Annotated in this window: 19 protein-coding genes; 16 read left to right on the top strand and 3 right to left on the bottom strand. The window is 49.7% G+C overall.

Features of this window, described 5'->3' with window-relative positions; translation table 11 throughout:
- Nucleotides 1-7 precede the first annotated feature (7 nt).
- Nucleotides 8-922: a LysR family transcriptional regulator gene (locus tag OCV31_RS01090; protein WP_148471789.1), complete on the bottom strand. Its 915-nt coding sequence runs from the start codon at nt 920-922 to the stop codon at nt 8-10.
- Nucleotides 923-1,180: 258 nt separating this feature from the next.
- Here OCV31_RS01090 and OCV31_RS01085 point away from each other — a divergent pair, with 258 nt between their 5' ends.
- The 13 genes from OCV31_RS01085 (at nt 1,181) to OCV31_RS01025 (ending at nt 14,541) form a co-directional block, all read left to right on the top strand.
- On the top strand, nt 1,181-2,497 hold the full coding sequence (locus OCV31_RS01085) for a GntP family permease (protein WP_148471787.1): 1,317 nt from the start codon (nt 1,181-1,183) through the stop codon (nt 2,495-2,497).
- 27 nt (nt 2,498-2,524) lie between these two features.
- Nucleotides 2,525-4,084 (top strand): acyl CoA:acetate/3-ketoacid CoA transferase, encoded by a 1,560-nt coding sequence (locus OCV31_RS01080; RefSeq protein ID WP_148471785.1) that lies wholly within the window; start codon nt 2,525-2,527, stop codon nt 4,082-4,084.
- Complete coding sequence (locus OCV31_RS01075) at nt 4,081-4,839, top strand: enoyl-CoA hydratase/isomerase family protein (RefSeq protein ID WP_148471782.1); 759 nt, start codon at nt 4,081-4,083, stop codon at nt 4,837-4,839. Before OCV31_RS01080 ends, OCV31_RS01075 begins: the two co-directional genes overlap by 4 nt.
- Nucleotides 4,840-4,847: 8 nt before the next feature.
- The gene (locus OCV31_RS01070) at nt 4,848-5,303 is read left to right on the top strand and encodes a MaoC/PaaZ C-terminal domain-containing protein (RefSeq protein WP_148471780.1); all 456 of its coding nucleotides are present in this window, start codon (nt 4,848-4,850) and stop codon (nt 5,301-5,303) included.
- A gap of 165 nt (nt 5,304-5,468) precedes the next feature.
- The gene (gene tnpA / locus OCV31_RS01065; RefSeq protein WP_148471778.1) at nt 5,469-5,927 is read left to right on the top strand and encodes an IS200/IS605 family transposase; all 459 of its coding nucleotides are present in this window, start codon (nt 5,469-5,471) and stop codon (nt 5,925-5,927) included.
- Nucleotides 5,928-6,139: 212 nt separating this feature from the next.
- Entirely contained in the window at nt 6,140-7,603 is a 1,464-nt protein-coding gene (locus tag OCV31_RS01060) for an IS1182 family transposase (RefSeq protein WP_394800624.1), read from the top strand.
- Nucleotides 7,604-8,021: 418 nt separating this feature from the next.
- A complete protein-coding gene (locus tag OCV31_RS01055) occupies nt 8,022-8,948 on the top strand; it encodes a hypothetical protein (RefSeq protein WP_148471776.1) in 927 nt (308 codons plus the stop codon).
- Between the two features lie 187 nt (nt 8,949-9,135).
- On the top strand, nt 9,136-9,483 hold the full coding sequence (locus tag OCV31_RS01050) for a helix-turn-helix domain-containing protein (RefSeq protein WP_148471774.1): 348 nt from the start codon (nt 9,136-9,138) through the stop codon (nt 9,481-9,483).
- Nucleotides 9,476-10,231, top strand: coding sequence for an ImmA/IrrE family metallo-endopeptidase (locus OCV31_RS01045; protein ID WP_267303726.1), 756 nt, complete (start codon nt 9,476-9,478; stop codon nt 10,229-10,231). The genes OCV31_RS01050 and OCV31_RS01045 overlap by 8 nt, the downstream gene beginning before the upstream one ends.
- Entirely contained in the window at nt 10,224-10,751 is a 528-nt protein-coding gene (locus tag OCV31_RS01040) for a hypothetical protein (RefSeq protein WP_148471772.1), read from the top strand. The genes OCV31_RS01045 and OCV31_RS01040 overlap by 8 nt, the downstream gene beginning before the upstream one ends.
- A 60-nt stretch (nt 10,752-10,811) precedes the next feature.
- Nucleotides 10,812-11,558, top strand: coding sequence for an AlbA family DNA-binding domain-containing protein (locus OCV31_RS01035; RefSeq protein ID WP_148471770.1), 747 nt, complete (start codon nt 10,812-10,814; stop codon nt 11,556-11,558).
- Between the two features lie 694 nt (nt 11,559-12,252).
- The gene (locus OCV31_RS01030; protein ID WP_148471768.1) at nt 12,253-13,374 is read left to right on the top strand and encodes an S-layer homology domain-containing protein; all 1,122 of its coding nucleotides are present in this window, start codon (nt 12,253-12,255) and stop codon (nt 13,372-13,374) included.
- A gap of 9 nt (nt 13,375-13,383) precedes the next feature.
- Nucleotides 13,384-14,541 carry a hypothetical protein gene (locus tag OCV31_RS01025; RefSeq protein WP_267303725.1) on the top strand — a complete coding sequence of 386 codons (1,158 nt, stop codon included), beginning with the start codon at nt 13,384-13,386 and terminating at the stop codon, nt 14,539-14,541.
- A gap of 64 nt (nt 14,542-14,605) precedes the next feature.
- Here OCV31_RS01025 and OCV31_RS01020 read toward each other — a convergent pair whose 3' ends face one another.
- The gene (locus OCV31_RS01020; protein WP_148471763.1) at nt 14,606-15,697 is read right to left on the bottom strand and encodes an ABC transporter substrate-binding protein; all 1,092 of its coding nucleotides are present in this window, start codon (nt 15,695-15,697) and stop codon (nt 14,606-14,608) included.
- Nucleotides 15,694-17,211, bottom strand: coding sequence for a ClC family H(+)/Cl(-) exchange transporter (locus tag OCV31_RS01015; protein ID WP_148471761.1), 1,518 nt, complete (start codon nt 17,209-17,211; stop codon nt 15,694-15,696). The genes OCV31_RS01020 and OCV31_RS01015 overlap by 4 nt, the downstream gene beginning before the upstream one ends.
- 174 nt (nt 17,212-17,385) lie before the next feature.
- On the opposite strand from OCV31_RS01015, the gene OCV31_RS01010 reads away from it, so the two are divergent.
- From OCV31_RS01010 to OCV31_RS01000, 3 genes are read left to right on the top strand one after another with little or no spacing between them, the layout of a single operon-like run.
- Nucleotides 17,386-18,219 carry an amino acid ABC transporter substrate-binding protein gene (locus OCV31_RS01010; protein ID WP_148471759.1) on the top strand — a complete coding sequence of 278 codons (834 nt, stop codon included), beginning with the start codon at nt 17,386-17,388 and terminating at the stop codon, nt 18,217-18,219.
- A gap of 19 nt (nt 18,220-18,238) precedes the next feature.
- Nucleotides 18,239-18,883: an amino acid ABC transporter permease gene (locus OCV31_RS01005; RefSeq protein ID WP_108832176.1), complete on the top strand. Its 645-nt coding sequence runs from the start codon at nt 18,239-18,241 to the stop codon at nt 18,881-18,883.
- Nucleotides 18,880-19,530: an amino acid ABC transporter ATP-binding protein gene (locus OCV31_RS01000; RefSeq protein WP_148471757.1), complete on the top strand. Its 651-nt coding sequence runs from the start codon at nt 18,880-18,882 to the stop codon at nt 19,528-19,530. The genes OCV31_RS01005 and OCV31_RS01000 overlap by 4 nt, the downstream gene beginning before the upstream one ends.
- The last annotated feature ends 536 nt before the right edge of the window (nt 19,531-20,066 follow it).

Here is a 20,066-nt window from a genome sequence, read left to right as displayed (position 1 = left end):
CCTTTTTTTATTCTTCCATAGATCGAATTGTGTCGATGATGAACTTACGAATTTCTTTAATAATAGGCGGATTTTCCACGGCAATATTTTCGCAACATACCACCGTCCACTCGATGGATTCCCGCACGGGTACCATGATTAAATTTTCGACCATTTCTTTTGTAAAGTAGCTGCGAATGCGTTCGGGCATAAGGCTGATGTAATCGGTGCCGATGAGAGTGGTTACCTGAAAGTCCCATACGGACCCTGCAAGGGCCACGTGGGCCTCGAGACCTCTGGAATGAAGTGCGTTTTGTATTAAATAATAAGTGGAGTACTTATTGCTCGGCACGGAAAGAGGATAGTGGGCGATGTCTTCCCAGTCTAAGAACTCTTTGTAAGCGAGGGGGTGGTTTTTAGAGAGAATGGCGGCAAACTTGGAATGATCCACGGGAATCTTAGAAATTCCCACATTATTATAATCTGTCGGTTCGGTCATAAGGCCCAAATCGATTTTTTGATTCAGCAGACCCTCTTTTAAGTCTTCCTGATCTGTTTCTGAAAAAATAAATTCTATCTTTGGAAAGTGCTCCTTAAGGGAAAATAAAATAGTCGAAAGATAGCTGCGCAGCAAGAAAGGGGGTGCCGCAATATTAACGGTACGCGTAAAATGATTTCCTATGCGATGGAGTTGACCCATCGTTTTTTCGTGGCGACGCAAAAGTAGCTTGCCTTCTTCATACAAATAACGGCCGCCCGGGGTAAGCTCCGTGTAGCGTCCCTTGTTTTTTATAAAGAGTGCCACCCCTTCTTCTTTTTCCATAGAGCGAATGGCATTACTCAGGGCCGGTTGGGAAATGAACAGCTCCTGCGCCGCCTTGGTAATATTAAAATTGTTTTCGACGACGGCGATAAAATAAGTGAGTTTCTGTAGATCGATCATAAGTCCTCCTTAGCTATCATTATACGATAACCTTAGGTTATGAAAATGATTACATTTATGTCTTTTTAATAACGAGCATAGCTTGATAAGATATTTTCAGAACGAAGTATAAATTATTTAAAAATGAAAGACAGGATGAGTAAAAAATGCCAAAAAAATAAAGGGCTAATTTTTTACATTGCTTGTTATAAAAAAGTCATTTTTAAAGCTTCGTCGTCAGAATCTATGCTTTCGTTTTATATGTGAAAGGAGTGCAAAATGGGAGTTATTGGTTTACTACTCGCATTGGCTGTGCTTATCGTTTTAGTCTTTAAAGGCTTTCACGCATTGCCGGTGTCCTTATTTGCAGCACTAGTTATTTTTATTACCAACCGTTTCGACATTTGGCCCGGTTTTATGGAAGGATACGCTCCCGCCATGACCGGATTTATTGCAAGTTATCTCATTATGTTTTTACTGGGCTCATTGGTAGGGGAGCTTTTATCGAAATCCGGCGCGGCCAGCGCCATAGCTAAAAAGCTTACGGATACTTTCGGCGCGAAACACGCTTTTTTAATCGTCGTCTTATCGTCGGTTATCTTATCGTACGGCGGTGTTTCCGTATTCGTCATAGTCTTTTCGATTTATCCCATTGCGCTCATTCTCTTTCAGGAGGCGGATATACCGAAGCGCGTTATCCCCGGAGCAATTTTACTGGGTGCAGGTTCCTTTACGATGACGGCTCTTCCCGGCTCTCCGGCGCTTACGAACATTATTCCTACGAAATATCTGGGCACGACGACGACCGCCGCACCTCTCGTAGGCATCGGCGCGTCCATCGTTATGTTTACCGTAGGCGTTATTATATTTAATGCTTATATTAAGAAGTTAAAGTCCAACGGCGAAAAGTTTGAACTGGGAGAAAAAGACAAGCAAATAGGTATTTCTGCTGAACAAATGGAAAATTTACCTTCCTTCGGCTTATCCATTATCCCCATTATTGTCATTGTCGGCACGATTTTAGGTGTACGCTTTGCAGGCATCGACATCGACCCTATTTATTCTGTCGTTATCGCTCTCTTAGCGGGCGCCGTCGTCACCTATCTTCTTTTCTATAAACGTCTCGAAGATCCCAAGACATCGATCCGTATGGCCAGTGAAGGCTCCATCAACGCTCTTATGAATACATCGTCCGTCGTCGGTTTCGGAGGAGCCATTCGTCTCGTACCCGCTTTTCAAGCTTTCGTAAACTTCGCCACAAGCCTCGCGTTTAATCCTCTCATTTCGGCGGCTCTCGCGGTCAATATTATTGCGGGGATTACGGGCTCGTCTGCTGCGGGGATTACGATTTTTATGGACACCATGAGTCAAAACTTCTTAAGCATGGGCATCGAGCCTCAACTGTTACACCGCGTCTGCGCCATCGCGGCCGGCGTTTTAGACTCTCTGCCCCACGCAGGCCCCAATGTAACTTTCTTAATGGTAGCGGGACTTTCGTTTAAGGAAGGATACCCGGGCATCTTTATTGCCACCTGTATCGTACCGCTCTGCGGTTTGATCACGGCTCTCTGCCTGGGCCTTATGGGTATTCTTTAAATCTTGCGTAAATGGAAAGGATGTACAATGAAACGTATTAATGCAAAACAAGCGGCTGAACTGATACGTGACGGGGACGGTCTGATCGTATCGGGATTTCTTCTCCAAACGACGCCTTCCGAGATTTTAACCGCTATAGGCGAACGCTTTTTAGAAGAGGGAAGCCCGAAAAACCTGACGGTTCTTCAAGCGGCGGGCATCGGCAATAATAGGGACGAGGGGATTTACGAAATCTCCCATCCCGGCATGATTAAGCGCTATATCACCGGCCACTTTGCCAATAATCAGCGGCTTATCGATCAGACCAATGCCAATGAAGTCGAAGCGTATAACTTTCCCCAAGGGGTGGTGTCGAAAATGTATCGCAACATCGCCTCCGGCTTTAACGGCGACATTACAAAAGTGGGTCTGAAAACTTTCTGCGATCCTCGTCTGGAAGGCGGAAAAATCAACTCCGCAGCGAAAGAAGACTTAGTCGAGCTTCTCGAAGTGGGAGATGAAGAATTCCTTTATTACAAAGCACCGAAAATCGATGTAGCTGTTATTCGCGGCACCACCGCCGATGAGCAGGGCAATATCACCTTCGAAGAAGAGTCCTCGGTCGTCGATGCGCGGGAAATCGCCATGGCGGCAAAGGCGAGCGGCGGAAAGGTTATCGTTCAGGTAAAATATTTGGCCGATTCCAAATCCGTTAATCGCAACGACGTCATTATCCCCGGCATCTTTGTCGATTACGTCGTATTGAGCGAACAACCGGAAACGAAACATCGTCAAACGCCGGCAAACTTTTACGATCCGGCCATCGCCGGGCAAAGTCGTGTCATTATGGAACAGAGTGCGAGCTATCCTCTAAATGAACGTAAGGCTATCGCCCGGCGCGCCGCCATGGAGCTCCGTCCGGGAGATGTAGTTAACCTGGGCATCGGTATTCCCGAGGTAGTAGGAACCGTCGCCAATGAAGAAGGCTTCGGCGACGAGATTATCCTTACCCTGGAAGACGGCATGATCGGCGGCATTCCTTTAGGAGGCGCCAACTTCGGGTCGGCGGTTAATGCCATGATAGGCCTTCCCATGAATCAGCAATTCGACTTCTATAATGGCGGCGGACTGGATTGTGCATTCTTGGGCTTTGCCGAAGTCAACAGTAAGGGAGATATTAATGTCAGCAAATTCGGCGATCGTATAGCCGGTTGCGGCGGTTTTATCGATATCTCCCAATCCACTGAAAATATTTATTTCTGCGGTACCCTTACGGCCGGCGGTTTGAAAGAAAGGATAGAAGACGGAAAGCTTATTATCGAGCAGGAAGGTAAGCGTAAGAAATTCTTAAAGTCTCTGGACCAAATCACTTACAGTGCCGATTATGGATTGGAAAACGGACAAAACGTGACTTTCATTACCGATCGCTGCGTCATGAAGCCCTCGGAAAAAGGTCTCGTCATTACGGAAGCCGCGCCGGGCGTGGATATTCAAAAGGATATTATCGATCAAATGGAATTTGATCCCGTCGTGGCGGACGATGTTAAGACCATGGACCTTTCTATTTTTGAAGATAATCTAATGAATCTTAAGGAGCGATTTGCATGATCGATTTTAAAATAGAAGAGCGTATCGCCACCGTAATCTTCAATCGACCGGAAGCGATGAACGCACTTAACAGCGAGATGTTGGAGGCTCTCGAAGAGGTCGTCGACCGCATCGAGAGAGAAGATGTCCGCGCCATTATCTTTACGGGAGCGGGGAAGGCCTTTATCGCCGGCGCCGATACGAAAGAGATGGAGAACTTACGAGGTATGGAAGTGGCGAAGTTTTCCAAAAAAGGACAAGATCTTTTCCGCCGCATCGAAACCATGAGCATCCCCACCATCGCTGTTATTAACGGTTACGCCTTCGGTGGAGGCGTAGAATTTGCCCTGGCATGCGATATCCGTATCGCATCGGAAAAAGCGAAGATGGCTTTTCCCGAAGTAAGCCTCGGCATTACACCGGGATTTTCCGGAACTCAACGCTTGCCCCGCCTCATCGGGCGAATGAACGCTATGTATATGCTTTTAACCGGAGACACTATCGACGCTCATAAGGCAAAAGAATTCGGCCTCGTTCTCGAAGTGGCAGCCCCGGAGGACTTAATGGACAGAGCCATGGCGCTTGCAAAATCCATTGTAAAAAACTCAAAGACCGCGGTGGCCATGGCCAAAGAAATGGTGGATCGGGGGCTGGATATGACATTGGACGGCGGAATCGCCCTCGAAAATGCCATGAACGCCACGATCTTCGGCACGCCGGATCAAATAGAGGGAATGGCGGCTTTCCGCGAAAAACGCTCCGCCCGGTTTGAATAGGAGGTACTATGAATTACGAACCTAAAGGATTATATTTAGAAAAATTTGAAATCGGGAAGGTTTATGTTTCACAAGGCAGAACTATTACAGAGGCGGATGTAGTAAACTTTGCCGGTCTTTCGGGAGACTTCAATGTATTGCACACTAATGACGAGTTTGCCAAAACCGGACCCTTTAAAGAGCGGGTCGCCCACGGCATGCTCGGCGCATCGATTATGACAGGGCTATCCAATATGCTCGGCATATTCGACGGCACTACCATCGCCTTTTTAGAGCTTACCATTCGTTATAAGAGCCCTCTTCGTATCGGCGACACGGTCCACTTGGAAGTGGAGCCGGTAGAGGTGAAGCACTCGTCCAAACCGGGAAGAGGTATCGTGAACTTCGAAGCGCGTCTTGTCAATCAGGACGGCGTTTTGATCACGGAATCGCCTTGGACGATTATGATGAAGGCAAAAGAATAGCATATAGTTGGTCACAGCAGATGTCGGCATTGCCGGCATCTTTTTTGCATTAGAAAACCCCCGGTTAGACCGGGGGTTCCGTTTAGCTTTAGCGATAATTATCCGTTATTCCTAGAATGGTATGATAAGAAAGGTCTGTCAACCAATCACAATCAGGAGGGAATAATGACATCACTAAATCACACCCATAGTCTATCACACACAAAATGGAATTGTAAGTATCACGTAGTGTTTACTCCGAAATACAGGCGAAAAGTATTTTATGGATCGAAGCGCTTAGAAATAGGCGCGATTCTACGCGAGTTATGTAGCTGGAAAGGCGTAAATATTATCGAGGCGGAAGTATGTCCGGATCACGTTCATATGTTACTAGAGATCCCGCCCAAACTCTCCGTATCTTCATTCATGGGGTTTCTGAAAGGGAAAAGCGGCATCATGATCTATGAACGATGGGGAGACATGAAATTTAAATATAGGGGAAGGCAGTTTTGGTGTCGAGGGTATTACGTTGATACAGCGGGAAAAAACGCTAAAAAGATACAAGAATACATTCAAAATCAACTGAAAGAAGATCAAATAAGTGAGCAATTAACCTTCGACACGACGAACCCCTTCAAGGGGTAGCCAAGTAACGTTAGCACGGGCAGACCACCGACGCCCTTCAGGTGCAGCTAGTAATACAGGCCCTTTGGGCCGAAAAAGAAAAACCCCCGGCTACGCCGGGGGACAGAGTGATGACAAAGGGAGGGAGAATCACCCGATTCACCCTCCCTTTTTTGTGTCATCAAACAGCATTCGCCTCAATTATAGTAAAATAGAGAAAAAAGGAGGCCGCCATGCTACACAAAGAAGACAAGAAAAAAGTAGAACAAATTCAAATGATCGCTCTGGATCAACTCGTGCCGGCAGATCATCTTTTGCGGAAAATTGATCGTTACGTGGACTTCGACTTCATCTATGATCTTGTTGAAGACCTTTACTGCCCAGACAACGGCCGGCCCAGCATCGACCCCGTGGTTCTCATTAAACTCGTCTTTATCCAACACCTTTATGGCATTCGGAGCATGCGCCAAACCATTAAAGAAGTCGAAGTCAACCTGGCCTATCGTTGGTTCTTGGGACTTGACTTCTACGATAAAATCCCCCACTTCACCACCTTTGGGCAAAACTACCGTCGGCGTTTTCAAGACACCGACCTCTTTGAGTCCATCTTCACCAACATCCTTCAACAAGCGATGGACCAAGGCTTCGTCGACACACGCCTCCAATTCGTCGATGCCACCCACGTCAAAGCCCATGCCAATCGCCACAAAAACAAAAAAGCCGTGGTGAAAAAACACGTGCGAAGCTACCAACAACAGCTTGAAAAAGAAATTGCCGACGATCGAAACGCACACGGAAAAGACGACCTCAAACCACCGAAAAATCCGCCCACCGATACCACCACCATTACACAATCCACCACCGATCCCGAAAGCGGCCTCTTTCACAAAGGCGAGCACAAAGAGGTCTTTGCCTACACCATCCAAACCGCCTGCGACGCACACGGTTGGATCCTCGCCTGTCAAAGCTTTCCCGGCAACCGCCACGACAGCAGCACCTTCTTCGACTTCCTCCCCAAACTCCAAGCTTTAAAACCGGAAAAACTCGTCATGGACGCCGGCTACAAAACCCCGGCCATCGCCAAAACCCTCCTTGAAAAAGACATCCTGCCCGTCTTCCCCTACACCCGGCCCAAACACAAACCGGCCCTCGACGACCCCTACTACAAGCGCGACTTCGTCTACGACGCCTACTACGACTGTTACCTCTGCCCGGAAGAAACCATCCTCCCCTACAGCACCACGACACGTGAAGGATACCGCGAATACAAACGCAATCCAAAAATCTGCAAAAACTGTCCTACCCTTCACCGTTGCACCGCCAGCAAAAACCATCAAAAAATCGTTACTCGCCACCTCTGGCAAGACGCCCTGGACGTCGCGGAAGACTACCGCTACACCACCCCAGGAAAAGCAGAATACAAACAACGCAAAGAAACCATCGAACGGCAATTCGGCAGCGCGAAAGAATACCATGGCCTACGTTACACCAACCAGCGTGGACGAAAGAAAATGGATCTAAAAGCGGTGCTGACCTTTGCATGCATGAACATGAAAAAACTGGCACTGATGATGGATCGAAGAGATCGGGAGAGGGGAGACTGCGGCCCTTCTTTTACTGATTTATGGAGAAAATGGATTGACAACATAAAAAAGAGACAAACCCCGAGATTTATTCGGAGTTTGTCTGCAGTCTGAAAGGACCCGTTGCGGTCCTTTTTTATTCTTTTATGGAGAAATGGGCGGGTGATTAATTTTTCTTTTTCTCCTTCGCACAATATAGATTGTTTATTGTTGTTTGAAAGCATAGCCGACAGAATGACGTGTTGATTTCTATTTCACTTAAAATACGCTATTACACGGCCTTGAAGCCCGGGGAAGGGCCCAGGGCGTTGCGATTCGCCCTCTGGCCCTTCCCCGGGGCCCCATCCCCCTCGACCCACAAACGCCTTTTAGCAGTGCAAATGCCTACAGGCATTTGATTCCTGTTGGGCTGTGTTGCGGAATGGATTTTATGAGTGGGATGCGATTATTGAAGCGGAGATAGGTTTTAGATGAGAATGCATTGGGTATTTTATATAAAATATATAATGGAATTAAGGAGGGGTAGTTTAAAATGACAAAGAGAGAAGAGGAGAGAAGGCGTAGGTTATTACGTCGATGGAAAGTACCCGAATGCATTTGCAATCTAGAAAAACCTAAAGATACGATACTCGATGTGTTGTTTAAAGTTGCGTCTTTATTAGCGGCGGTCAGTGGCATTTTTTTATCTTTGTCTAATAAAGCATTTGCGATATATGCAGAACATTTTTATGGTGTCCCCAGTTTATATTTTTATAATGATAGAATTTTTGATTTTGATGCAATGGTTCCTTTTGCATTGATCCTTGTGTTTATTTGGCTTATACCTTGCTTTGTAAAAAAAGTTTCAAAGAAAAGTGAATTTAATGTCTCTGACAGATTACTTTTTTCACTTGCGGTCGCGCTTGTGGTGTTGATTGAATCACTAATCATTTTTGACTATTTTTTTGGAAAAAGTAAATTGTGTGTTCTTTTATCTTTTGTTCTTAGTATTCTTTCATTTATTGGATATGACTTATTGTTTTTCGTGATTGCTCGAAATAATGCGAATGAAGGGACAAAAAAATTTAAGTTAACAAGCCTTTACACCGAGCATAGTAAAGTTTTGAAGGTAATATCGGGAACGTTATATGTATTAACTGTAGTAACAATTTTTCTTATGACTTTTATTTTGACAATGAAGCTTTCGCCTTTGGATCCTGTGAATCAAAGAGGCTATGAATTTATTTCAGGAAAGGAAAGCGGCTATCGTATTGTTGTAGGGCATTACCGGGATTCGGTTGTCTTAATGAAAGGAAGTACATCGGTTGTATCAAAGAGACAGAGTACAAAGGAATGCCCAGAAAAGGAGTCTCAACTCACTATTATAAAAGGTGACTATCGCATTGAGCCGCTCGGAGAGAGGCAGATTGAATATCGCCAATTTTGTAAGGTTGGCGTAGAACCTAAAGATAAAGAATAGCTTAGTTTAGGAGTTTGGCCAGGCCAAGCTCCTATTTTATTCTGCTGAGCTGAAATGTTAGACAAATGTTGCTGGCGTTGATTTGTGTTTTCTGAAGGTAGTAAACGCGTCTGTCATAATAATCATAAAAAAAGAATTTATTTTATGACAATCCTTTGCTATACTAAGTTTAAAGGAGGGGTAAGTTATGATGAATTTCGTCGAAGTAGGCAAGCGGATTAAATCGCTTCGTGAGCGTGCAAATTTAAATCAAAAGACGGTGGCTGATTATTTGTCTTTGGATCAAAGCATGGTTTCCAAGATTGAAAAGGGCGAGCGGAAGATCACTTCGGATGTAGTCGAGAAGTTGGCGCGTTTGTTTTGCTGTTCGTCGGATTTTATTTTATCGGAAGATGCCGACGGCGAAAGTTGCGCCATGTCGTTTCGTTCCAAGGGATTCACTGCGGAGGATCTGGAAGCTTTGGCCGCGGTGAATCAGATTGCGCTGAATCAGTTTGAAATGGACAGGATATGGGAGGCGCGTCGCCGTGGATAGAATTGATTTGAGCAATAAGGCCTATCGGGTAAGGAAGCTTTTAGGCGCCGACGGTCAATCGCCGGTGGATCTTTTTAAGCTGGTTCAGGGCATCGAAGATCTGACGCTGGTTTTTTATCCCCTCGGTCAAAACATCAGCGGGGTTTGCTACAAGGGGGCGTCGTCCCAAGTCATTGCCGTGAATTCCCGCATGTCTTTGGGGCGGCAGCGCTTTTCGTTGGCTCACGAGTTGTATCATTTGTATTTCGACGAGGCGAAGGAATCGCAGGTGAGCCGCATGGCCATCGGCGTGGGGGATGCGAATGAAAAGTGTGCGGATCAGTTTGCGTCTTATTTATTGATGCCCCCGGCGTCTTTAAGTGAGTCTTTGGAGGCGATTCGGGCGAAGGGGCAGGAGGACCTTCTCGGCGTCGAGGACGTGATCAGGCTGGAGCAGTATTACGGGCTTAGCCACAAGGCCATGTTGTACCGGCTCGTAAGCGACGGCATCTTGACGGCGCAGGAAGCGTCAGCCATGGAGACGGGGGTCATGGGGATCGCGGCGCGCCTGGGCTACGACACGTCCCTTTATCGTCCGGCGCCTGAAGAGAAGGAGCGGATGGTGCTGGGGCGCTATTTGGCGCTTTCCGAGAAGTTGTTGGAGCAGGAATGCATTTCCCGGGGGAAGTACGAAGAGCTGCTCTTAGATGCCTTCAGGGACGATCTTGTGTTCGGCGAGTTGGGAGAGGAAGGGATTCCTCTTGACTGATTCCATTTTTTTCGACACGGATTGTATCTGCGCTTTTTTGTGGGTTCACGGGGAGTGCTTGCTGGAAAAAATTGTCGATGGGAAAATCATGATTCCCAAGCCGGTGTATGATGAGATCGACCGGCCCACGATTCCTCATTTGAAGCGGCGCGTCGACCTTCTTCTCGAAAGGGGCTCGGCGGAGATTATGTATTTGTCCGTGGATTCGGAAGAATACGCCCTGTACAGGGAGCTCACGACCTTTTCCGGCGACAATAAAGTCATCGGGCGCGGAGAAGCGGCGTCTATTTCTCTGGCGAAAACTTATGACGGCATTCTGGGAAGCAACAATTTGAAGGATGTGGCCTATTATGTAGAGAAGTATTCGTTGAAACATATGACGACGGGCGATTTATTGGTCGAAGCCTATGAAAGAGGGCTGATCACGGAGGCCGAGGGAAACACTATTTGGCAGGCCATGTTGAATAAGCGTAGGCAGATCGGCGCGCAGTCCTTTACGGAATATTTAAAAAAGGGGTGAAGGCGGAAAGAGATATCCGCGGAGTTCTGAAAAGTTTTAAAGCATAAGAGGAGGGGGAACATGGCAAAAATCAGCATTGATATTAATTACATTAAAGACTCATTAGAAAAGATGGGTTACGCGATAAGCGATTGTGTGGAACGCGAAAACAATGGCTCTTTCTGGCAATTTAAATTTTCGAATAGTAGTGCAATTGTGTCGGTTTACGATACGAATAATAAGAAAAATTCCGTGGTAGGCGGCAAGGCGGAAGATGAAGAGCGGAAGTGCTTAAAAGAAATCGTGGATAAGTTAAAGTGTAAAGAATTACAAATTGATCCGATGAATAGGGACATAGTCGACTTAATCAATAATCAAGAAGAAAGGGATTACTGTGATTTTAAGGTAGAGTTCCACCACGAGAAAGGTGATCTGCTACACGATATTTTGTGCTTATCTAATAACACGGGTAACAAAGATGCCTTTCTAATCTTTGGTGTTGCAGATGATGGTGAAGTCGTAGGAATTAAGGAGAAATTGAGCTCCAACAATCTATTTGATTTTCTTCGGGGAATTAAATTTGCAGGCGGCCATATGCCGGACGTGGAAGTTAAGAACCTATATTACTGCCATAAAAACATTGGCGTTATCGTTTGTAAAAGTTCAAAATTTGTGCCGTTTTACTTAACAGAAAGATACCGGAAGGTTATGGATCATCAGATCTATACTCGTGTGGGAGATACGAATACACCGGCAAATAAACACGCTGAATATTGTGATATAGAGAAGTTGTGGCGCATTCACTTTGAAAGAGAGAATGAGCAGTGAAGTAGAGTGACTCAATAAAATTGGACTTAATCGAGTAGGCATTTCGCTTGCTCGATTTTTTGTGCGCTTCAGCATGAATTAACCACCGGCGAAGTTGGCGGTTCTGATTGAGTCATCTGATTGAAAGTTTGCACCAAACTTGAACATTCAGGTATTCGCGAGCAGACAATATCTCGATTAACCCCTCGAATTCGAGGGGTATGTGATTCCTGTGGAGCTGTGTTTATAAAAAAAGTGCGCTGGGCAAGCATTGTCTTTTTCAAGTAATCTGTTCCTAATGCTTAATTCCACTTCCGTGACGCGGCTCAATACAAATCATATGCCGACGGGCATTACAACTATACACCCGTTTCGATAAGGCTTCGCCTTCCCCGGGTCTCAGACCCATAAAAGAATCTATTTAAATCAAAGAAGAAATATCGCTCGTGCGTAGTGCAGTCTAAATCTTTTGTACGAAGTGTTCTTTACAAATCTTTCGGATGCAAAGATAAAATGTGCAAGGGAAAAAGATAAAACAATAAAATCCCCTCTCTTTCCCATTGACTCCCCTTACCTCTAATATTATGATTATTAAAGATGACGCGGCGGAGGTCGGTTATCTATATGGAAAACCATTTCCCGGCTGATCGCCGTCGTGTCTCGCGGGGGATTTTCTCTCTTCGCGGGTGTTTCATGGTTTTAGAAAGGAGTTATTGTGAAAAAGAGGTATCTATCGGTCCTTCTGGCTCTGATCCTGGTCTTTGTTCAGGTGCCGACGCTTGTGCGGGCGGAGGGCTTTAAGGATGTCAAGGGCCACTGGGCGGAGCGCACGATTGTGTGGGCCGCGAAGGAAGGGTATTTGAAGGGGTATCCCGACGGCACGTTTCGTCCCGATGCGCCTGTGAGCAATGCGGAGTATTATCGCATCGTCAATGAATTTACGCCGCAGCTTCACGATCCGGCGCTTTCTTCCAAGGAAGTGACGGTGAATTATTCGGACGTAAAGGAGGACGATTGGTTTTATACCGAGGTAAAGAAGGGCGTACAGGCCGGTTACTTAGGATCGGGTGAAGGGCAAAGCCTGAAATCCGGTGAAAAGATCGAGCGTCAGGAAGCGGTGCGGATTTTTGCCGTCGTTCAAAAGTGGGACGACGATGCGGAAGCGGCCCGTCAGTTTGCGGATTACGATTCCGTGAAGGAAGAGCTGCGGGGAGCTGTGGGCGCGTCGAAGACACATAATTTGATTCAAGGCTATCCCGACGGGACGTTCCGCCCCGAGGGTAGCATGACGCGGGCGGAAGTGGTGACGGTTTCGGCCAATCACTTGCATCCCGATTTGGGTCCGGAGCCCGCGCCGACACCGTCGCCTTCCGGCAATTGGAATTGGAATTTCATCAATGAGCCGTCGAATTTCGGCAAGGGCTATCAGATTAATTCCGATGTCTTGCAGCGTGCGGCGAAGTTTTTCAATACGACGGACGCCCAGGAAATCCGTCGGTCCATGCGGGGCGGCTGGAGCGGTTCTTGCTATGGCTTTACGGCGACGGCGGGCCTTTATAAGGAAGGCCGCTTGCCGGTGAACAATCTCAACGTTCCCGCGCGCTCGGCGATCGGGGATTTGGAAGCGCAAAGCAATTACAAGGCGCAGTCGGTGATTAATCTGCATCAAAACATGCAAAACACGCGGACGCATATTAATAACCGCAACAACAACGGCATCGGTTGGAATTTCGACCGGGTTAAGAGGAATACGCAGGATCTTTCGACTTACGCCGCGAATATAAAGGCCATGGTGGATCAGGCGAAGGCGAAGAACACCACGGTGCAGTTGGCTTAATTCTGGGATATGGGCGGCCGGTATGTGGGCCATGCCAATGCGATTTACGATTACGTGCAAGAGGGCAATGTGCTGCGCCTGAAGGTGTATGACCCGAATTACATCGGCTTGGATCAAAAGGAAGTCGTGATCGACTTGGGCACGAACCGCATGGTCGCGAAGTCTGCGACGACGGCTTCCGGCGGGTCCGGGCGGATCGTGGTGGCCTATTCTTATGCCTTCCCCACGAACACGATTATGAAGGGGGCGAATCCGACGCCGACGAATACTCCCACGCAGTTTATTGTAAGGGGCAAGCAAAAGGTTGCCGTGAAGAGCGGTTCCGAATCCTGGGTCCTGGATCCCAAGAATGCCGAAGTGGTGCCGGATGAAGATACGTATATCTATACGGTACCGGCGAAGTCGGTGTATAAGGTGTATTCTTTTGCCGGAGGAAATATTGCCATTCGCGGCAAGGACTACTATTTAGCCTTTGAAACGGAGCGGCCTACCACGGTGGAAGCGGGCAAGGGCACCTTCCACATGAAGGATCAGACGGGCAAGTATTGGGTGAGCATGGGTGAAGATGCGACCAATAAGATGTTTAAGTGGAATGCCGTGGAAGTGGAAGGCAGCGGCGAGCGGGATCTGTATTTGAACAAGGATCCCTTCGGCTATGCCCTTCGCGGTGAAAACTTAAAGGGCGCCCGCGTCACGGCCCTGGACAAGTTTGTGGCCAAGGAAAAGACCGTGGACCGGAAGGCCAAGGTCGTGCAAATTCGCCAGGACAACGATCAGTTGAAGTTTAAGTACGACGAGTTCGGCAAGTACGATCAAAAGCCCGGCGAAGGCTTTGTGGGAAGCTGGATCGGTCACGATTATATACGTAAACCGAGCACCGGGGCGATTTACAATGTAGAGGCTACTTTCCGTATTTCGAAAAACCCCAATGGGACGTATTTGGTGCGGAAAACCGGTCGTGTCGTAGAAACCGGTGATTACTTTGTAGGCGAGTACAGGAATGTACGCCTGAATCCCTCCACCGGAGAATTGGAATTGCGACGAAGCAATTACGTGAGCCTGGAAGGCATCCCCACCAAAGGGGCCAACAAGGGTCCGGAGCTGGAAAACGGGCGCTTAGTGGTTCATTATATCGAAAAGAAGGTTGCCGAATATACGCGCTATTAAGTCCCTTTGTTTGACATGAAAAAAGACCATCGACGGGTGTCGGTGGTCTTTTTGCGTGCCGGCCTTAGGATGCCACTTCCACAGTGGTCACGTAATTTGCCTTATTGCCCCTTTGCCGCATAATGGGTACGTTTCTCGTCGTATGGCGTTTGTTAATGCCCAGGGCGCCGTCGAAGGTGTTGAGGCGGCGGAGGTAGCGGGCGATAGCCTCTCGATCGGGGCCCACGTCGTTCATGGCGTCGGCGATGAGGTTGTAGGCGTCGTAGCCCATGGCGGCGTAGCTTGTGGGGGCGCGGTCGTATGCTTTTTCGTAGGCGAGGAGGAAGGCGTCGGAGGCCTGATTGAATGTTTCGTAGCGGGCGTAGTGGGCGGTGAAGTACGCGTCTTCCACGGCGTCTCGGCCGATTTCTTTAAAGGAGGGGTTTTCCCAGCGATCGGCGCCCAGAAGGGGGACGCGGATGCCGGCGTCTTTTACGGCGCGGATGAAGTAGGCGCTTGCGGCGGCATCGCCGGGGCAGTAGATGCCGTCGACGGGGTATTTTTTCAGCCGGGCGACTTCCCGGGCGAAGCGGGTTTCGCCGGTGTGGTAGTCGATGCGGTAGGTGCGCACGTAGCTTGGGAGGCTGTGGATGAAGGCGTAGGCCAGGTCGTTGCCGTAGCCTGTTTCCGCGTCCACGACGACGGCGATGTCTCTGAGGCCCAGGGTGTTTGCCGAAAAGGCGGCCATGGCGCGGGCTTGTTCGTCGTCGTTCATGCACACGGGGGTGATCCAGTAGTCTCTGTCCAGGTCGGCGGCGGTGGAGCCGGTGACGGTGGGGATTTTCGCCGCTTTGATGACGGGGCGGGCGCGGTTCATGCTGTCGGTGCCGAAGGTGCCGATCAGGGCCAGGGCGCCGCCGTCGGAGAGGACGCTGACGCCGTTTGCGGCTTCCATGGATTGGCTCTTGGTGTCGTAGAGGGCGAGTTCGATTTTTTTGCCGCCGGCCACGGGGCGCAGGCGGTGGGCGAGCTCGACGCCGCGCCGGGTGTCTTGGCCCGTTTCGCCGTAGAGGCCTTGTTGGGGCTCGAAGACGCCGATGGTGGCGGCGTCATTTGCAGCTTGTTTTGTGCAGCCTATAAGGAGCAAAAGGGCGAGAAGAGGAAAGAGTCGTTTCATTCTGCATCTCCGAAAAATTGGGCCAAAGCTTCCAGGTGCCGCTCTTCGCAGAGGACGAGGAGTTCGTCGCCCCCTTCCAGGGTAGTGTCGGCGTTGGGGGTGAAGGTGATGTCTTCCCGCTGCACGGAGGCGATGATGGGGTGATGGGGGATGTGGAGGCTTTTCAGGGGGACGTTGACATAGTTGGCGTCGCCGGGAACGAGGAAGTATTGCATGGTGTAGTCGTCGTGGAGTTTGCCGATGTCTTTTTGAAACATGTTTTCGTAGAGGGATTCGTAAATGGGGCCGCTCTTCAAGAGTTGGGCGACGATGTAGGCGATCATGGCGGTGGTGGTGACGGAGATCATTTGCAGCATGGTACCGCTCATTTCCGAGACGAGGAGGATGGAGAGGAGGGGGGCCTGCACCACGGAGGAGAGGATGGCGGCCATGCCCAAGTAGAGGAAGTTGGCGTAGTAGATGTCTGTGCCGATGAAGACGCCGTGGAGGAGGGCGCCGATGAGGGCGCCCAGGGTGAGCACGGGGAGGAAGATGCCGCCTTGGGCGCCGGAGCCGTAGCCGGTCCAGACGAGGAGCATGCGGATGGCGAAGAAGGCGATAAGGGCCTTGGCGGCGACGGTGGTGGTGGCCAAATGCTCGATGAGGCCGTGGCCGCCGCCTAAGAGGATGGGGTTGTAGAGGCCGGCCAAAAGGGCGAGGACCATGGCGAAAAAGATAATGAGGTAGCGAGGGACGGGGAGCCGCTTCATGCGCGTGCTCGCAAAGAGCAGGCCTTTGTTGAAAACGGCGCCGAAGATGCCGCCGACGATGCCCACGAGGACGGGGGCCCAGATCATGCCTACGGGGAGCATTTCTTTCATGGGAAAGGAGAAGGCGGGCTCCATGCCCAGGATGCGGAAGCTGATCCAGTTGGCCACAACAGAGGCCACGATGCAAGGCACGACGAAGTAGTGGGAGAAGCTTTTATGGAGCTCTTCCAGGGCGAAGAGGGCGCCGGCCAGGGGGGCGTTAAAGGCCGCGGCGAGACCGGCGGAGGCCCCGGCGGTGATGAAGTAGCGCTCTTCCATTTCCGATGCGCGGAAGGCTTTGGCGAGGAGTTTCGCCAAGGTGCCGCCCAATTGAATGGAAGGGCCTTCCCGCCCGAGGGTGAGGCCGGAGAAGGCGGCCATGGCGCCGCCGAAGAATTTTGAAATCAGGGTGGGCACCGGGGCGATGTCGGCCTTGCCTAAAAGCTCGCCGCGAATTTGGGGGATGCCGCTGCCGCCGCTTAGGGGCGACCAATTAAGTAGAAGGTGCATGGCCACGGCCATGGCGAGAAACAGCCCGAGCATAAGGGCGATGCGGGAGGGGGTGACGCTCGCGTAGAGAAGCATCCGCGCGTCGTCGAGCTTGCCTAAGGTAAAGCGGTATAAAACGGAAATCATGCCCGAGGCCAGGCCGACGATGAAGCCGCCGAAGACCAGGTGCATGCGCAGGCGATTGTGATCGTAATTTGTCGCGTGGTGGGTATCCATGAAAACTCCTTTCCCAACGGACGAAAGAAACGGTGTACATAAAAGAGCAGGCGAAAATTCGCCTATACAATATATTTTTAAAAAAGGGCTTTACAAGTGGGCAGAAAGCATGTATTATAAGTCCATGATGATTTACCGTAGTAAAGCGATAAACAGAGAAAGGAAAAACCAATCATGAAGAAAAAACTTTTTACCCTGACCGCACTGATGATGCTTTTGCTTGTGGGATGTTCCGGCGGCGCGAAGCCGGCGGATAAAGCAGCCAATGACGCAGCAAACAACTCGGGCAATGCAAAACAGGAAGCCGCAGCAGAACTCGACAAGAGCAAGACCTACGTCTTAGGTATGGACGACACCTTCGCTCCCATGGGCTTCCGCGACGAAAAAGGCAATATCGTCGGCTTCGACGTAGACCTGGCGAAAAAGGCCGCCGAAGAAATGGGCATCAAGATCGAATGCCAACCCATCGACTGGACCGTGAAGGAATCGGAACTTGAATCGGGCAATGTAGACCTCCTGTGGAACGGCTTCTCCATTACCCCCGAGCGTCAAAAGAAAGTGCTCTTTTCGGATCCATACATGGACAATCGCCAAATCATTATTACCCTGAAGGATTCTCCCGTAAATTCCAAAGCCGACTTGGCCGGCAAGCGCGTCACCGTGCAAGGCGAATCTTCCGCACTGGAAGCCGTCATGAAGGACGATGCTTTTGTTAAGGCACTGGCCGAGCCGCCGGTCGAATACGCAACCAACAACGAATGCTTTAAAGACATCGAAGCGAAGCGCTGCGACGCCATCGTCGTGGACGAAGTGTTGGCCCGCTACTACATGAAGCAAAACGGCGAAGAAAACTACAAGGTCTTGGAAGACAACTTCGGCGAAGAACAATTTGCCGTCGGTATGCGCAAAGACGATGTGGCTTTACAAGAAGCACTGAACAAGGCGCTGAAGACGCTGAAAGACAACGGCACCTACGACGAAATTTACAGCAAGTATTTCGCCGACTAAAAGATAGCAGGAGGCAGTTTTGGAAGTACTTGAACGTTTAATCCCCTTGTTGGGGGAAGGAATGAAAGTGACGGCGTCGGTATTTGCCGTGACCATCGTATTATCGTCCATCCTTTGTATCCCGGTGGCCTGGGCGCGCTTGTCCCGTAACCCCATTATATCGAAGATCGCGGCGATTTACATTTATATTATGCGGGCGACGCCCTTGCTCCTTCAATTAATGTTCGTATTTTTCGGGCTGCCCCTTTTGCCTGCGGGCATTACCCTGGGCCGGTTTACCTCCATCTTTCTGGCCTTTGTGCTCAATTACACCGCCTACTTGGCGGAAATCTTGCGGGGCGGGATTCAATCCATCGACCCCGGGCAGTGGGAAGCGGGAAAGGTCCTGGGCCTTTCCAAGCCCTACACCTTCTTTAAAGTCATCCTTCCCGTGGTCATCCAGCGAAGTTTCCCCGCTTACTCCAACGAAGTCATTACCCTGGTCAAGGACACGTCCCTTGTCTATATCCTCGGCGTCATGGACATTTTGAAGGCGGCCAAATCCGTCTCCAACACCATGTCGTCCATCCTTCCCTATATTTACGTCGGGGTGGTTTATCTTATCGTCGTCGGTCTGTTGACCTTGCTTTTGAGACACGCAGAGAGGAAGATTGAAGCGTCATGAAAATTTCCGTGGACAATTTAAAAAAGAGCTTTGGCGATCGCTGCATTTGGAGCGACATCGACCTCACCTTTACCTCCGATGAGATCGTGACCATTGCAGGCAAAAGTGGCCAGGGAAAGACCACCTTTCTCCGCTGCCTCAACGGCCTGGAAACCTACGATGCCGGCACCGTCGCCTTCGACGGCGAAGTGATGCCTGTGGGCACCACCGACGCGAAGAAAATCGGCATGGTCTTTCAGGGCTACTACCTGTTTCCGAAAATGACCGTGTGGGAGAACATCCTCCTGGCTCCCCTCTACCACGGCATCGATCGAAAGGAAGCGGAAGAAAGGGCCGAGCGGCTCATGAAAGAACTGGAGATCTATGAGGAAAAAGACAAATACCCGAAAAATCTCTCCGGCGGGCAACAACAGCGCGTGGCCATTGTACGGGCTTGCATGCTGGAGCCGGAAATCCTCTGCTTCGACGAGCCTACCTCTGCTCTGGATTCGGAGACCATCGACAAGCTGGCCCAAACCATGGGGCGACTGAAAGAAAAAGGCATGGGCATGATCGTCGTGACTCACGATCGGGCCTTCGCCGAGCGAATCTCCGACAGGATACTGCACTTCGAAGAAGGACGACTGAGAGAAGAGATCGTAGCATGAGGGAAGAGAGGCTTTCTTTTCCTTTGCACACCAACATGTTTCGCAAAACCCACGATGGGGCGGACGAGCCCCCTCGTGGGTTTTTTGCTGCGGTATTTTCTTCGCTCACCTTTGGCGTTGCTTTCGGCGGCACACCTTTTAGGATTCCTTTTATATCCTACGCACCATATCTTCAACAAATACTTCCGGGGGAGGGAAAAAGGGCGTTGCGATTTCATGACCTATCCCGACGAGCGAAGCGAGTCGTAGGAAGGTCAGATGCAGTCTTACACCGTTTCGGGGAGGCGAAGCCTTCACGAAACGGATGTATAGTTGTACGCCCTCTGCCCCTCAAGGCGGGTTGCTGATCTTCAAAATGCGGAGCGGACGGAATTTCGCGGTGTTTTCTACTTCGCTTAAAATATGTTCTTTTATGGCTTTTAAACCCGGGGGCGGGGAAAAGAGCTCAGAGCGGAATAACCCGGTCCCCAAGATTTGGACATCCCCCTACCTCAAATCGTGTATAATTCAATTAAGGAGGGAAACCATGGGACGAG

This window comes from Aedoeadaptatus acetigenes (assembly GCF_025566985.1).
GTDB classification, from domain to species: Bacteria; Bacillota; Clostridia; order Tissierellales; family Peptoniphilaceae; genus Aedoeadaptatus; species Aedoeadaptatus acetigenes.
The sequence above is the reverse complement of the archived record's forward strand: the minus strand, read 5'-3'. Positions and strand labels throughout refer to the sequence as shown.